At 70.3% G+C, this 14,076-nt stretch carries 17 protein-coding genes and 1 pseudogene; 6 read left to right on the forward strand and 12 right to left on the reverse strand.

Going from position 1 to position 14,076, the window contains the following annotated elements; translation table 11 throughout:
* Window positions 1-69 precede the first annotated feature (69 nt).
* Both ACFWV8_RS16950 and ACFWV8_RS16955 read left to right on the forward strand, forming a co-directional pair.
* Window positions 70-981 (forward strand): hypothetical protein, encoded by a 912-nt coding sequence (locus ACFWV8_RS16950; RefSeq protein WP_384202090.1) that lies wholly within the window; start codon window positions 70-72, stop codon window positions 979-981.
* A complete protein-coding gene (locus ACFWV8_RS16955) occupies window positions 978-1,739 on the forward strand; it encodes a hypothetical protein (protein ID WP_384202093.1) in 762 nt (253 codons plus the stop codon). The genes ACFWV8_RS16950 and ACFWV8_RS16955 overlap by 4 nt, the downstream gene beginning before the upstream one ends.
* A gap of 22 nt (window positions 1,740-1,761) precedes the next feature.
* Here the strand turns inward: ACFWV8_RS16955 and ACFWV8_RS16960 are convergent, their stop codons facing one another.
* Together ACFWV8_RS16960 and ACFWV8_RS16965 are read right to left on the reverse strand one after the other, a co-directional pair.
* Window positions 1,762-2,133 (reverse strand): VOC family protein, encoded by a 372-nt coding sequence (locus ACFWV8_RS16960; protein ID WP_384202330.1) that lies wholly within the window; start codon window positions 2,131-2,133, stop codon window positions 1,762-1,764.
* A gap of 44 nt (window positions 2,134-2,177) precedes the next feature.
* Window positions 2,178-2,957: an oxidoreductase gene (locus ACFWV8_RS16965; protein ID WP_384202096.1), complete on the reverse strand. Its 780-nt coding sequence runs from the start codon at window positions 2,955-2,957 to the stop codon at window positions 2,178-2,180.
* An 81-nt stretch (window positions 2,958-3,038) separates the two neighbouring features.
* On the opposite strand from ACFWV8_RS16965, the gene ACFWV8_RS16970 reads away from it, so the two are divergent.
* Window positions 3,039-3,626 carry a TetR/AcrR family transcriptional regulator gene (locus ACFWV8_RS16970; protein WP_384202099.1) on the forward strand — a complete coding sequence of 196 codons (588 nt, stop codon included), beginning with the start codon at window positions 3,039-3,041 and terminating at the stop codon, window positions 3,624-3,626.
* Between the two features lie 211 nt (window positions 3,627-3,837).
* Here the strand turns inward: ACFWV8_RS16970 and ACFWV8_RS16975 are convergent, their stop codons facing one another.
* The 6 genes and pseudogenes from ACFWV8_RS16975 to ACFWV8_RS17000 form a co-directional block, all read right to left on the reverse strand.
* On the reverse strand, window positions 3,838-4,095 hold the full coding sequence (locus tag ACFWV8_RS16975; protein WP_384202352.1) for a hypothetical protein: 258 nt from the start codon (window positions 4,093-4,095) through the stop codon (window positions 3,838-3,840).
* 246 nt (window positions 4,096-4,341) lie between these two features.
* Window positions 4,342-4,545: pseudogene (locus tag ACFWV8_RS16980) on the reverse strand (hypothetical protein); the annotation flags it as partial.
* Entirely contained in the window at window positions 4,485-4,841 is a 357-nt protein-coding gene (locus ACFWV8_RS16985; protein WP_384202102.1) for a PadR family transcriptional regulator, read from the reverse strand. The pseudogene ACFWV8_RS16980 and the gene ACFWV8_RS16985, both read right to left, overlap by 61 nt.
* 85 nt (window positions 4,842-4,926) lie before the next feature.
* Window positions 4,927-5,400, reverse strand: coding sequence for a DinB family protein (locus ACFWV8_RS16990; protein WP_384202105.1), 474 nt, complete (start codon window positions 5,398-5,400; stop codon window positions 4,927-4,929).
* A gap of 149 nt (window positions 5,401-5,549) precedes the next feature.
* Entirely contained in the window at window positions 5,550-6,140 is a 591-nt protein-coding gene (locus ACFWV8_RS16995) for a TetR/AcrR family transcriptional regulator (protein ID WP_384202108.1), read from the reverse strand.
* Between the two features lie 131 nt (window positions 6,141-6,271).
* Window positions 6,272-7,135, reverse strand: coding sequence for a DMT family transporter (locus ACFWV8_RS17000; protein WP_384202333.1), 864 nt, complete (start codon window positions 7,133-7,135; stop codon window positions 6,272-6,274).
* A gap of 240 nt (window positions 7,136-7,375) precedes the next feature.
* On the opposite strand from ACFWV8_RS17000, the gene ACFWV8_RS17005 reads away from it, so the two are divergent.
* Window positions 7,376-8,104: a YoaK family protein gene (locus ACFWV8_RS17005; RefSeq protein ID WP_384202111.1), complete on the forward strand. Its 729-nt coding sequence runs from the start codon at window positions 7,376-7,378 to the stop codon at window positions 8,102-8,104.
* A gap of 13 nt (window positions 8,105-8,117) precedes the next feature.
* On the opposite strand, the gene ACFWV8_RS17010 is transcribed toward ACFWV8_RS17005, so the two are convergent.
* The gene (locus ACFWV8_RS17010) at window positions 8,118-8,624 is read right to left on the reverse strand and encodes a Dps family protein (RefSeq protein WP_384202114.1); all 507 of its coding nucleotides are present in this window, start codon (window positions 8,622-8,624) and stop codon (window positions 8,118-8,120) included.
* 357 nt (window positions 8,625-8,981) lie between these two features.
* On the opposite strand from ACFWV8_RS17010, the gene ACFWV8_RS17015 reads away from it, so the two are divergent.
* A complete protein-coding gene (locus tag ACFWV8_RS17015; protein WP_384202117.1) occupies window positions 8,982-10,043 on the forward strand; it encodes a PP2C family protein-serine/threonine phosphatase in 1,062 nt (353 codons plus the stop codon).
* Between the two features lie 118 nt (window positions 10,044-10,161).
* Here ACFWV8_RS17015 and ACFWV8_RS17020 read toward each other — a convergent pair whose 3' ends face one another.
* Complete coding sequence (locus ACFWV8_RS17020; RefSeq protein ID WP_384202120.1) at window positions 10,162-10,854, reverse strand: TetR/AcrR family transcriptional regulator; 693 nt, start codon at window positions 10,852-10,854, stop codon at window positions 10,162-10,164.
* A gap of 86 nt (window positions 10,855-10,940) precedes the next feature.
* Between ACFWV8_RS17020 and ACFWV8_RS17025 the strand changes: the two genes are divergently transcribed.
* Window positions 10,941-12,068 (forward strand): FAD-dependent oxidoreductase, encoded by a 1,128-nt coding sequence (locus ACFWV8_RS17025; RefSeq protein ID WP_384202335.1) that lies wholly within the window; start codon window positions 10,941-10,943, stop codon window positions 12,066-12,068.
* A gap of 31 nt (window positions 12,069-12,099) precedes the next feature.
* On the opposite strand, the gene ACFWV8_RS17030 is transcribed toward ACFWV8_RS17025, so the two are convergent.
* Both ACFWV8_RS17030 and ACFWV8_RS17035 read right to left on the reverse strand, forming a co-directional pair.
* The gene (locus ACFWV8_RS17030; protein ID WP_384202121.1) at window positions 12,100-13,104 is read right to left on the reverse strand and encodes a hypothetical protein; all 1,005 of its coding nucleotides are present in this window, start codon (window positions 13,102-13,104) and stop codon (window positions 12,100-12,102) included.
* 171 nt (window positions 13,105-13,275) lie between these two features.
* Window positions 13,276-13,989, reverse strand: a complete 714-nt coding sequence (locus ACFWV8_RS17035) for a type 1 glutamine amidotransferase domain-containing protein (protein ID WP_384202123.1) — start codon at window positions 13,987-13,989, stop codon at window positions 13,276-13,278.
* Window positions 13,990-14,076: the final 87 nt, after the last annotated feature.

Raw genomic sequence — 14,076 nt, forward strand, 5'->3', positions numbered from 1 at the left:
GGCCCTTCGCGGCTGTGGCGGTCTCGTCCCTGACCTGCGCCTACCTCACCCTCGTGCTGTACTGACCAGATGAAGCCCAAGCACAAGCGGGCGTTTCGCACGCGCGCCGAGCGGCACGGCAAGGCGGCTTCCGGCAGCGCCATCGCCGAGCAGGCCGAGCACGTACGCACCAGGGTGCGGCTCATGATCGAGATCACCGCGCGGGCCGGGTCGTACCGGAAAGGCCTGGTCAAGGCCGCCGAGCGACTCAGCCCCGAGGAAGCGGTGATCCTCGCCGATCTGGAGGCGCACGGGCTCCAGGTACCGCAGCTCCGCGACGTGCTGCGCGGCGGACACGTGCTCGTGGACGATCCGCGGCTGTACGAGAAGTGGCGGCGCTCCAAGGGCAGCCATCCGCGGCTCTCCAGCCACCACCGCGACATCGACAAGAAGCTCTACCCCGACATCGGGATGCACGGGCAGGTCGTACGCGAGAAACTGCACGGCCGTACGGTTCAGGGCACCTGGGTGCAGCTGGAGAAGACCCCGGCCGCGTTCGGCGGGCCCAAACTGCCCCGCCCGAGCGACCTGCGCCACCTGATGGACTATGTGGTGTACAAGCTCACCGACAGTAACGTCGGGCCCTGGGGCCTGTCGCGGATGACCGAGCGGCGCCCGCTGTATCTCGCGCCGGTTTTGGCCGTCCCCACGTCCCTGACGCCGCCGATCGCGCGGTCCCTCACCCAGGCGCTGCGCCGGATCGAGGCCAACGACGACTTCACGGCCGCGTCGCAGGAACTGGCGGCCCGGTTCCCGCCGCCCGACCGGCCGGAGCTGGCCGGTGAGCTCGGCCAGGCGCTGTCCGAGAGGGCCGGACGGGGCCTGTTCGGCAATTCCGACGTATGGGTCACGCAGACCCCGTCCCGTACCGCCGCCGCCGTGCTCCGGGAGAGTCGCGCGGCGCCCGCCGTGGACGGGTGGCCGACAGGAGGTTCGTCATGAGCGAGGACCGGAACGGCGCTTCTTCGGAGTCACAGCCGGGGCCGGGCGAGGCGTCCGTTCCCCCGGGGCTGGTCACGGCCGTGGTGGATCTGGTGAACACCGGGCCGGTGCTGCTCGGCGCGTACACCATCGCCGAACTCACCGCCGTGGACGCGATCGTGGACTTCCTGGAGGCCCGCCCGTCGGAGGACGAACTCACCGAGGCCGTCCGCTCGTTGGCCGCGCGCCAACTCCTCCTGGCGGGTTCATCGGGCGAGGAGGTCCAGGTGCGCGGAGACCTGGGCATCGCCGTCGCGTTCCAGCAGCGGGCCAGGAAGGTGCTCGACGCCCGTACGACCGGAACGGAGCCGGGCGAGCCCTGGCGGATCCTGCTGCTTCCCCAGCCTGAGAAAATCTGTCTGAAGGTCAGCATCGACGCGCTCGGCGTCCACCAGATCGGCCTCTACAAGCTCGACGAGGCCCTCCGTACGCTCACCGACTGGCTTCCCCGGGGCCCGTCGGCGGACAACGATCAGCCAACGGACGCCGATGCCGTGCTCACCGGGTCGGAGCGTTCCGCGCTGGTCACCGTCACCGAGTACACAGCTGTGGGATCGGCCGAGACGGCGGGCACCAGCACCGACCTGATCCTGGCCCGGAACGAGGGGCGACTGCACGTCCTGTCCCGGGACCCGCGCGACCGGGAGAGGCTGGTGCCGGCCGCGGAGGACGGCAGCGACGGCGTCCGCGACAGGCTGGCGGACCTCCTGGCGGCGTAACCGCGCCTAGGCCGCCCCGGGATCAGGCCGAGCGTACGCAGAAGGGATGCCCGGCCGGGCTGGCGTACACCCGGGAGCCCGGCTGAGCCGAGGCGACGACGCCGGTGACCGGCCGCAGTCGTCGGCCGCCGGAGTCGAGGACCCGCAGGTCGGTGGCCGCCGCGTCATCCGTTACGAGGTCGAAGTGCAGCTGCTGGGAAGCGCCGTCGGGCCACTGCGGCGGCACATGCCCAGGAGCGTGCTGGACGACGATCACGGGGAACCCGTCGACCCGCAGGAAGTGGTGGTTCTCCGTCCTCGTGGGCGGGCCGCCGCCGAGCAGACCGTGCCAGAAGGAGCTCTCGCTCTCCAGGTCCGCGGCGTCCAGGATCAGTGATGTGAGGCCGATGGTCATGGTGGTCACGTTCTCTCTCCTCGATTCCCGTACGGGGGCGCGGTTCAGACGACGGGGATGATGCCGCCGTCGACCCGGAACTGCGCGCCGGTGAGCCACTTGGCGCGGCCGGAGGCGAGGAACGCGATCATCTCCGCGACGTCCTCCGGGCTGCCCGGACGCCCCATCGGTACCTTCAGCCGGTCCACGAGCTGCCGCTTGACGTCGTCAACTCCCACGCCCTGGCTGTCGGCCATGTGCTGGAGGTGGTCGGCCGCCCCCTCGGTGACGACGAAGCCCGGCAGAACGCACACCACGCGCACCCCGTGCTCTCCCACCGCCGTCGCCAACTCGCGGCTGTAGGCGTTGAGTGCCGCCTTCGACGCGGCGTACGACGCCTCGGCGGGCTGGGGGAGTCGGCTGGCGATGGAGGAGACATGCACCACGACGCCGGAGCCGCGCTCGACCATCCCGGGAACCAGGGCCCGGTCGAGCCGGACGGCGCCGAGCAGGTTCATCTCCAGGTCCGCGAGCCAGGACGCGTCGGGCCGCTCAAGTGTCGGTATCGGTCCGGTCGCGGCTCCGGCGTTGTTCACCAGGACATCGACGCCCCCGACGGTGTCCAGTACGCGCCGCCCCAGCTCGGCCACCCCCTCCGCGGACCGCAGGTCGGCGGGGATGAAGGTGGCGGGCAGGTCCTCCGGGGGTGCGGTGCGCGAGGCCGTCAGCACGGTGGCGCCGGCGGCGGCGAAGCGCCGGGCCGTCGCCCTGCCCAGCCCCCGGCTGCCCCCGGTCACCAGCACGCGCAGACCGCTCAGTCCCTCGTCCTCGTTCACATTCGGCATGTGCCTTCCCTCCCAGTAAAGTGAACCCGACTCCGGAAACAGTACACGCAACCTGAACCCGATTCACCTTATGGAGGACCGTTGCCGTCGCCACGCCCGATGCGCGCCGATGCCCGCCGTAACCGCGAAGCGCTCCTGGCCGCCGCACGCCAGGCCTTCCTCGCCGGGGACGCCGACGCCCACGTGGAGGAGATCGCCCGGCGGGCCGGGGTGGCGGTCGGCACGCTCTACCGTCACTTCGAAACGCGGGAGGCGCTCGTCGCCGAGGTCTACCGCCAGGAAGTCGCCGACCTCTGCTCTGCCCCCGGCCAACTGCTCGCGCGACATGCGCCGGACGAAGCCCTGCACGCCTTTCTGCTCCTGCTCGTGGAGCACTCGGCGATGGGCAAAGGCATGGGGGAGGCGTTGGAGAGCATCATGACGACCGACTCGCCGATCTTCGACGACGCACGCGACGAGATGGCCCGCGCCCTCGACGAACTGCTCGCAGCCGGCGCCGCCGCCGGACTCGTCCGCGGCGATATCGACGGACGCGTTGTCCTGCGCGCCCTCGGGGGCATCTGCGGGATGCGCGCGAAGGGGTGGAAGGACGACGCGGTGCGCATCGTCGCGATCCTGTACGACGGTCTGCGCTACGGCGCGGCGAATCACGGCCGGGCCGTGTCCTGAGACAGCGCCGCCCTTCGCGATGCTCTTCGCGCGGGCGGGGAGATCCGGGGGAATCCCGCGAGCGGTGATGAGTCCTGCGGCGGCCGGCGGTCGTACTCTCGTCCCCGCCCGTCGCCGCCGAGGTGGCCGCGTTGGGTCTGATCGACGAGTACCGCGTGGCACGCCAGGCCGCGTCCTGAGCAGGCTGCCCCCGCGGCTTGTCGATTCTCGTTCACGACGGTGAGTCGGTGGCGTCCCCCGTTCCTTCGCCGGGTGGCAGCTCCGAGGGGGCGAGAGAGGCGTCCGGAACGGCCTCGGGGGTCTGGTCCGGCGTCACGTTGTCGGGCACTCGGCTCTGCGAGGGAGTGATCGGCGGCACCCGACGCTGCTGGCCCGCCTCACTGGACGAGAAGACCGCCCCGAAGACCAGCACACCGAGGACAACTGCCGTCGCCATACCCCCGATCAGCACCAGCGAGACCTTCCTCATACCCGTACCCGTACCCCTCGGCGGAGGAGAAAGCGGAGGGGGAGGGGGCGGGGGCGGGACAGGACCAGGTGCGGAACCGCCGTCCAGGGGCGGATGCCCACCGCCTTCGTGACCGGTCGCGCTCACGGAAGGGGATTCCTGCCGGACTACGGGTGTGGAGCCGGTGGACCGTGGGCCGAGCTCCGACGCCACGATGTCCGCCGGCGGCCCCAGCCGCTTCAGAACGGCACGGACCGCCTCGGCATGCGCGGCGTCCGCTTCTTCCAGGCCGGCTTCTATGTGTTCGGCGATCTCCTGCCTGAGCTCCGTGCGGCGTTCGTCTCCGAGGAACACGGAAGCATTGTCGAGACGGCGCAGATACTCCTCGACAAGCTGATCTCCTGTTGAGGTCACTGATGACTCCCCTCGCTGCCCAGAAGGCTGTCGACGGTGGATTTGAAAGTCCCCCACTCACCGGCGAAATCAGTCAGTGCGGTTCGGCCCGCGGGCGTCAGCGTGTAGTAGCGGCGCGGCGGTCCGGTCTCGGACTCTTTCCATACGGTGCTCACCCACCCCTCCTTCCGGAGTCGTGAGAGCAGCGGATAGATGGTGCCTTCACTGGTCGCGAGACCGTGGGCGTCACACAGTTCCCGTACGAGCTCGAAGGCGTACTTCTCGTTGTCGCGGAGAAGAGCCAGAACGCAGAACTGCAGGATCCCACGCCGGAGTTGACTCACTCCGGAATGCGCTCCACCAGGAAGTACCATGCAACACAAGGTACCTGCTGCGGGCCGTTACCGCCAGGATCCTGTACCTGCTCAGGGGGCGGGGATCCAGGCACGGACGCGGGCTTCAGCGGCCGGTGGAGCCGTCGGCCTGCTCACGGAGGATGTCGGCGTGGCCCGCGTGGCGCCCGGTCTCCTCGATCATGTGGACCAGAACCCATCGCATCGTGGGGGTGGACGCGGGACGCGGAGGGTGGGGGATGGGGAGGCTCAGATCGGGGCAGGCCGTGATCACCCGGTTCGACTGCTCGACGGCGTCGCGGTAGCCCGCGAGCAGCTGCTCGCTGGTCTCCTCGGGCGCGGGCCGCATGCTGGCGGCCCAGTCGGCGGTGTCCTCGCCCAGGAAGTAGAACCGTTCGACGACCGTCAGGTGTTTGACGAGTCCCAGGAGGCTGGTGCCCGAAGGCACTCCGGGCGTACGGACCTGGGGCTCCGGGACTCCCGTCGCCTTGCCCGCGACCGCGCTCCGCAGGTAGTCGAGAAAGCCGAGCAGCGTCGTCCTCTCGTCGGCGTCGGCGCGCGGGGGCTTGGTGTCGGTCATCCGGATCCTTCCTCATCTCCCGGAAGCGTTCACCGGGGCATGGGCCCACGATGCCCACGCTCCCCGCCATCGGCAACCTTCCTTGCCGGACCGGCAAGGAGCGGACCGAGTCGGATCCCGGTGCGGGGGCGGTGCCGCCGGTGACCCGGTCAGGACGGTTGGCGTAGTCCTGCCACAAGCAGCGCGACCAGGCGGCGCGCGTCGTAGCCGGGGTCGCTGTCGGCGCCGATACAGAGGTTGCCGATGCCACGCATGAGCTGGAGCGCCTCGAAGCCGGAGCGGATCTCACCGGAGGCGACGGCCGCGTCCAGCAACTGGCTGCACACCGGCACGAGGCGGTCGAGGAAGTACGCGTGCAGCGTTTCGAAGCTGGCGTTGTCGGTCTGCAGCGCGGCTGCCAGGCCGTGCTTGGTGACCAGGAAGTCGACGAAGAGGTCGACCCACTCTTCGAGGGCCGCGTGCGGCGTCGGACCGGTCGCCAGAAGGACCGGACCGGCTTCGGCGCAGGCGTCGACCTGATGGCGGTAGACGGCGATGACGAGGTCCGCCCGGGTGGGGAAGTGGCGGTAGATCGTCCCCATTCCGACCCCGGCCCTGGCCGCGATGTCACGTACCGGCGCTTCCACACCCGAGGTGACGAAGACGGCGGCGGCGGCCTCCAGCAGGGCCTGGTGGTTACGTCGGGCGTCCTTACGCCTGGACCCCGCCGCGCTGCCCGTACCCTGATCGCTGCCGCTCACCGTCGGCGCTCCTTCCGCGCAACAGACCGGAACCACGGTCCGTAGCGATTCCGGAGTGAAGTTCCGTTTCGTCTATGATGACAGACCGGGTGAGCGGCGACCAAGCCCCCCAGGACCCCTCACGCTGTCGGTCAGCCGGAGACTTCGCGGGTGAGGGGGATGGCTCGGGAGAGGTAGACCGTGCTGATGACGATGAGGGCGACGCCGCCGAGTTGAGGGAGGAACCACCAGCCCGTTCGGATGTGTTCGGAGTAGAGCGCGACACCGAGGACGAGGCTGACGGTCGCGTCGCCGATGGTCAGGGCGGGCTGTGAGGCGGCGATGGGTCCGGCCTGGAGGGCGTTCTCAAGGAGGAACACCGCCGCGATCCCGCAGGCCACGAATCCGTAGGTCTGCCAGGTGGTGAGGAACGCGACGAAGCCGTCCTCCGAGAAGGTGTTGGCCGCGGACTTGATCAGCGCGGCGGTGAGCGCGTTGCCGATGGCCGCCGCCGCTCCGATGAGGGCGGCTCTGCGCGCGCCGGACGGGAGGCGGATCGAGAGGAGCACCGCGAGCCCCATCGCACCCAGGCACAGGGCGATGGCGATGATCCACGAGGCCATCGGGGCGTGGGTCGTGCCGGGGCTCGGGGCCGCTGCGGCGACGGCCAGGGCGAGTCCGGCGACCAGACAGGTGATCGCGTACCAGCCGGTCGCGGGCAGGGAGCGGTGCAGGATCGGCAGAGCGATCAGCAGCGCGAATGGCAGTTCGAGGATGAATACGGGCTGGGCGAGGGACAGCGGACCTTCGATGAGCGCGAGTGCCTGGAAGAGCGCCGCGCAGGCCACGGCGCAGATACCGAGCATCCATACGGGCTGACGGACCATGTCCAGCAGCAGCCGGAGACGGAACGCGTCGCCGCGTGGCACCACGAGGGCGGCTTTGCGCTGCAGCACCGTGCCCGTCGCATTGCTCGCGGCTCCCAACAGCGCGAAGAGAACGCAAAGGATCGTCAGGTCGGGCTCCCGGATATGGGCGGCGGCCTTTACGGGCCCTGAAAGATGGCGGGGAGTTGATCCGCCCTCAGCATCACCGACGCCGCGTGCCGGCGCCCGCTCCACCGGCGCGGACCCGTCCGCCGTTCACCCGAACGACGGCCAAGGAGCCGGGCCCCGGGCCGGACGTGGTCACGTGTCGGAGCCGGTCATGCCGGTCGGTGTCCGTCAGGGTTGTCGGAACGTCGTGGAGAGAGGCACATGCGACAAACCGTGAGCGAGGTCCGGGAGGTGCTGGTTCCCGATCTGTCGGGCAGGCACGGCCCGTTGCCGCCGCTGCTGCTGGTGCTGACCGTGGTCACCGGTCTGGTGGACGCCTTCAGCTATCTCGCACTGGGCCGGGTTTTCGTGGCGAACATGACCGGCAACATCGTCTTCCTCGGCTTCGCCCTGGCGGGTGCTTCGGGGTTCTCGGTGGTGGCGTCCGTTCTGGCGCTCGCGGCGTTTGTCGCCGGTGCGGTGGCGGGAGGGCGGCTGGCTCACCGGGTGCCGAGGCACCGTGGCAGGCTGCTGTTGTCCGTCACCGTGGTGCAGACCGTACTGCTGCTGGCGGCGTGGGTGATCAGCCGGGTGGCGGATCCCCCGTTCGACGGCGGGGTCCGGTGGGCGCTGATCGTGCTGCTCGCGGTGGCCATGGGCGCGCAGAACGCGGTGGTGCGCTCCCTGGCTGTGCCCGATCTGACCACGACAGTTCTGACGATGACGGTCACCGGTATCGCGGCCGACGGTCGTCCGGGCGGCGGCAGCAGGTCCAGGGCGGGCGTGCGCGTCCTGACGGTGGCGGCCATGTTCCTCGGTGCCCTGGCCGGTGCGGCCCTCATCGTCCGCGGGAACACGGACGTTCCTCTGCTGTGTTCGGCGGGTGTGGTGGCCGCTGTCGCGCTCGCGCTGGTGCCGGTACGGCGGGCGCGCGGGTCCTGGACCGGTTGAAAGGACCCGGAGTTCAGATGGTCCGGTTCTCCGCGCCGACCATCCAGGCGTGCTTCTCGAAGCCGTCGATGATGCTGTGCAGGAGGTCGGCCGTCGAGGGGTCTTCGCGGTCGACCTGGTCGTGGTACGTACGCACGGTGTCGACGGCGGCCCGCAGACGCGCGGTGAAGAGGTCGACCACGGTGCCGACGCTCTGTTCGCCGGCCGGGTACTGGGGCAGGGTCGTGGTCGCCGCCACGGTGTCGGAGCGCCCGTCGGGGACCGCGCCCAGGGCCCGCATGCGTTCGGCGATGGTGTCGGCCGCCTCTCTGGCGTCGTCGACGATCTGGTCGAGCTGGAGGTGCAGGTCCCGGAAGTTGTGGCCGACGACGTTCCAGTGGGCCTGCTTGCCCTGGATGTTGAGCTCGATCAGGTCGACGACGATCTGCTGAAGTGCCTGGGCGAACTGCGGGGAAGCCTCGAACCCGGTGATGTCCTTGTCGGCTCGTCTGGAGGACCCGGGGGCGGCGGAAGCGGTCATGGCGGCTCTCCTTGGGGGCGGGACCGGCGGCAGGCATGAGTTGGCGGCTCCTACCGAGATTACGAAGAACCGCCCCTGGCGCCACTCGGCCACCGCCCGACACGGCCGCGAACCAGGCCGTATCGGCGCGGCTGGAAGGATGCCGCCCGGGAGGCTCACACGTTCGGCCGCGTCCGTCCGCACAGCACGGGCGTCCGGTCGTACCGACCCGTCTGTGGTGAGACTTCCCGTCCTGTTTATCCTTGTTTGTGGCTGTACGGTGAGGGCATGCCGTTGGTCGCTGTGTGGAGGCGCGGGTCTGAGTCGTTGTGGCGTGACCGGACGGTTGTGGGTGCGGCGCTTGTCGCGCTTGTGGGGATGCTGATGGCCGATACTTTCGGCGGGTCGACCGTGCGGCTGGGTGGGATCATGCTGGCTCTGCCGGCTCTGGCGGCGGTGTTCGCCGGGCCGGTGCCGGTGGTGGTGATCGCGGTGGTGATGTTGCCGGCGTATGTGGTGACGCTTTCCGTGAACGGACATCTGAACTGGGAAGATGCGCCGGTTTCGCTTGCGACGGCGTTGCTTGTCAGTGTGGCGGCGGTGGGTGCGGCGAGGGTTCGGGAGAAGCGGGCGCGGGAGTTGGAACAGTCGCGCCGGGTCACGGCCCGGACGCAGGCGACGTTGTTGCGTCCGTTGCCCTCGAGGCTGGGTCCGGTGGAGATCTCGTCGGCGTATCTGGCGTCGGACGCGGAGTCGACGATCGGCGGGGATGCGTACGCGTGTGCGGTTGTCGACGGCCGGCCGCGGGTGATTGTGGCGGATGTGCAGGGGAAGGGGCTGTCGACTCTTGAGGTGGTGCTGTTTCTGCTGACCGCTTTCCGGGAGGCGGCCCGGCAGGGTGTGGTGCTGGATGATCTGCCGGCTTTTCTGGACGACGCGGTGCGTCGTGATCTGGCTCGTACGGGGGACGTGGCGGGTGAGGGCGGCGGCGAGGGACAGGCGTCGGAGGCGGGGCAGCGGAGGCGGGAGTGTTTCGTGACGGTGGTCGTCGCCGAGGTGGTCGGTGAGGGTGAGGCGGTACGGCTGGTCAACTGCGGTCATCCGGCGCCGCTGCTCCTGAGCGGGGGCCGCGTGCGGGAACTGCCGGCGTCCAGGCCCGCGCTGCCGGTCGGGCTGCTCGACCTCGAAGTCGATCCTGTGCGGGTCGACACCCATCGTCTGGACGCGGGTGACACCCTTCTGCTCTACACCGACGGTCTTGTCGAGGCCCGTGACGAGGCCGGCGACTTCTACCCGTTGGCGCAGCGTATCGGTGCCTGGGTGTCCCGCACCCCGGGCGCCTTGCTGGACGCCCTCCAGACCGACCTGCGCCATTACGCCCGCCTTGAGGACGACGTCGCGATGGTCACGGTGCGGCGCTCCACGGAGCCCGGGGCGTGACGCGTGGGCCACGGCCGGGATGTCGGGAACGGTCCGGCGGCTGGGCGAGGTCCTCATCGTTGCCGTGGAGGTCCGCCGCGACCGTCCTGGACCGTCGGCCTCCACGTCGGGCGCCGTCTCAGCTGTCTTTGTGCTCGCGGTGCACGGCCTCGATGCCGGCGAGGATGAGGTCGACGCCGGCGAGGAATTGCGCACGGTCGTCGTGCTCACACAGTCGCTTCGCCGCACCCCGCGCCCAGGGGTGTCTGGCGGGGTCGAGTTGGGCCCACCGTGCGGCGACTTCTTCGAGGAAGTCGGCTCGTTCGGTTTCGTGGTCGGCGAGCACGCGGGCGTTCGCGGCGTTCTGCCCGGCGACTCCGAGGATGTAGTTCACGAGTACGCCCGCCGAGTCGAACACGGCCTCTTCGGGCACGTTGAGCGCCTGCAACTGCTCGTTGACGCTCTTGTAGACGTCGAACAGCGCTGATCGCCAGGGCTCCCGGGTGAGTTGCGCGCCGACCCACGGGTGTGCGTCGATCGCGTCGAACAGGCCGCGTGCGAGGGCACGCAGCGCTTCCCGGGGCTCCGCGATGGTGACTTGCCCGGCCACGGCGCGAGCGATGACGTCGTCGGTGGCCGCCGCGAGCAGGTCGCTCTTGTTGGCCACGTGGTGATAGATCGCCCCGTAGCCGGTGTTCAGGTGCCGGGTGAGCGCGCGGAAGGTCAGCGCGGTCTCGCCGTCGGCGTCGAGGATCTCGGTTGCGGCCCGGACGATCAGCTGTGTGGACAGCGCGTCCGTGCGCCGGGCCGCCCGTTTGCCCTTGGTCGTCATGTGCTCATTCTGCCACGGTTGGATTGCCGATCCAAACAGTGCTAGCTTTTTTGGAGTGGCAATCCAATCCGCCCATGGAGAAGAAGATGACGACACCGGTCACGGTCATCGGAGCGGGCCTCGGCGGTCTTGCTCTGGCCCGCGTCCTGCACCTTCACGGCATCCCGGTCACGGTCTACGAAGCGGACGCCTCGGCCACCGCACGCAGTCAGGGCGGCATGCTCGACATCCATCCCTGGAACGGCCAACCGGCGCTCGCGGCAGCCGGGTTGATCGAGGAGTTCCGCGGCCTCGTCCTGGCGGGCCGCGAGTCCTACCGGGTCCTTGACCGGACGGGAACCGTACTGCTCGACCTGCCCGACGACGGGACGGGTTCGCGTCCCGAAGTGCAGCGCGGTCAGCTGCGGCAGCTGCTGCTCGACTCGCTTCCGGAGGGCATCGTCCGGTGGGGACACAAGGTCACCGCTGTGCGGGCCCTCGGCGAGGGGCGCCACGAGGTGCGCTTCGCCGACGGCGGCGCAGCCACCACGAGTCTGCTGATCGGGGCAGACGGGGCGTGGTCACGGGTGCGGCCGGTGTTGTCCGACGCCACCCCGACGTATGTGGGCGTCACCTCCGTCGAGACCTTCTTGTTCGACGGGACCACCCGTCATCGCGCCGCCGCGGAAGCGGTGGGCGCCGGCTCGTTGTTCGCGCTCGCGCCGGGGAAGGGGTTCGTGGCCCAGCGGGAGGGTGACGGGACGCTTCATGCCTACGCGCAGTTCGTGAAGCCGCTCGACTGGCTCGCCGACACCGATCCCGCCGACGCCGCGGCCGTGACGGCACGGGTCGTTTCGGAGCTGGACGGCTGGGCGCCACAGCTCATCGCGCTCCTCACCGACAGCGACACCGCGCCGGTCCTGCGCCGCCTCCACACCCTTCCGGTCGGGCACCGCTGGGATCGAACCCCCGGGGTCACTCTCCTCGGCGACGCCGCCCACCTCGCGCCCCCGAACGGCGAGGGGGCGAATCTGGCCATGCTGGACGGCGCAGAGCTTGGCCAGGCCATCGCCGCGCACCCCGACGACGTCGAGAAGGCGCTGGCCGACTACGAGCAGGCCATGTTCCCGCGAGCCGCTGAAGCCGCGGGCGAGGATGTCTACGACATCATGCTCGGCGATGACGCACCCCACAGCTGGATCGCCATGATGAGCGACGACGAACAGCCGTCATGAGCGGGGCGCCGCCTTGGCGTCGCGAGGCTCCTCACCTGTTGCCCCGCCGCCGCTTCCCACGGCCGGTGAGCCCGGCAAGGAGACTGCGGTAGGCCTCGGGTCTGGCCTGGAGGTCCACCCAGGCGGACAACGTACCCAGCTCAGGGTCCGGCCGGCGGAGGAGGTCGACCGAGGCCTGCGCGAACTGCTGGGTGCTGCCTTGCCGGTCGGCGTCCTTGACCAGCTCGGTCAGTTCGGACACGGCGCGCTGGGCTCTCCAGCGCCGGTCTTGATCCGCGCGCAGCATGTCCCGGTATCTGCCGGCAGGGGCCGCGTCGGCCAGCAGCGGATCCAGAGATGAGCTCAGTTCCCTGCCCGCCTTCGCCGCGCTTCGTGCCTGGGGCCCCGCTTCCACGAGCACCTGGAGGGCGAGGACCAGGGCCGTGGTCCGCGGCCCTGGTCGGGCGGATTCCAGTGGTACGGAGGCCAGTTCCCGGCGCAGGGGAGTCCACGCGGTGCGCACCGCCGCCACGGCCCGCTCGTGGTCTTCGGCCACCGCGTTCGCGGCGTCCCGCAGCAGTCGTGCCCGGCGTACGGCGGCCGGGGCGACGCCGCTCGCCCGCATCACTACGCCGAAACCGCCGCCCGCGATGCCGACGGCCGTCAGGAGCAGACCGCCTCCCGCCATCGTGCCGGAGAGTTCGGCACGTACGCCGCCGGTTTCGGCGGGCACGTCCTCGTCCAGTGAGTACAGCTCACCTCTGTCGGGGCCCTTGGCGACCACGAATCCGGTTTCCCAGCCCAGACCGGAGACCGGGTCGTAGTCCGGTGCCTTCAGGATCGGATCCCTGTCCGGATCACACCGGTACGGTTCCTCGCGCTCGCGCTGCTCGAAGGGATCCGTCCACCGGACCGTGCACGCTCCGTCGGGCTTCTCGTCGACCACATCCAGGTCGAGCTGCCGGAGCTCGGGAAAATCCCCCGTCGACGAGGCCAGGAGTATCGAGCCGCCGACCAGTGCCAGGCCGAGTGCGAGCATCCATCGGAACAACGGCATGCGCCTCATCCGGCTCCCCCTTCGGGTCACGCCGGCCGCGTGCCCGGCACGCACAGCTTGCTCGTCGCCCGAGGCGGCCTGCAAGAAGCCGGTTCGGCAGATCTCGCACGCCCGTCCCTGCCCGATCCCAGCAAGATGCCGGCGCCCGTACTGTCGCGGGGCCCCGCCGGATCAGGCGCGGTCGGCGAGTTCCTTCAGGAGCGCCTCGGCGGCCGGGCCGGCGGACGCGGGGTTCTGACCGGTGACGAGATTGCCGTCGACGGCGATGTACGGGCCCCATGCCGGGCCGGACTCGTACACGGCTCCGGCGCCGCGCAGCCGTGTCTCCAGCAGCCAGGGCGCGTTGTCGGCCAGCCCCACCTGCCGCTCCTCCTCGTCGGTGAACGAGGTGAGCCGGCGTCCCGCGAACAGCCAGGACCCGTCAGAGGCACCGGCGGGCAGAAGAGCCGCCTGGCCGTGGCAGATGGCCGTGACGACCTTGGTGGGGTCGGGAAGCAGCGCCTCCAGGACACGGGCCACGTCCTCGTTGACCGCGAGGTCCTGCATCGGGCCGTGTCCGCCGGGGATCACCACGGCGTCGTAGTCGCCGGGCGAGACGTCCTCAAGCCGGACGGGCGACTCCAGGAAGCCCGCCGCTCCGGCGAGGTACGCGCGGAGTTCCGCCACCTTCGCGGTGTCGCCCCCGTTGGCCTGCTCGGAGAGGCTCATCTCGTCGGCGACCGGTACCCGGGCGCCCGGGGTGGCGAGGGTGATGTCGACGCCGGCCGCCGACAGGATGCGGTGCGGGTCGGCGAATTCCTCGGCCCAGAACCCGGTCGGCCGCTGTGTGCCGTCCTTCTGCGTCCACTTCCTGGCCGCCGACAACACCATGAGCACCGAAGACATGACTACCTCCTGGGGGAGAGAACAAGACTCCCGACGCGTTGCGCGGGAGAGGCACAGGGAGGCCCCTGGTACCCAATGCAAACAACC

It is taken from the genome of Streptomyces sp. NPDC058665, from assembly GCF_042714995.1.
In the GTDB taxonomy this organism is placed as follows: Bacteria; Actinomycetota; Actinomycetes; order Streptomycetales; family Streptomycetaceae; genus Streptomyces.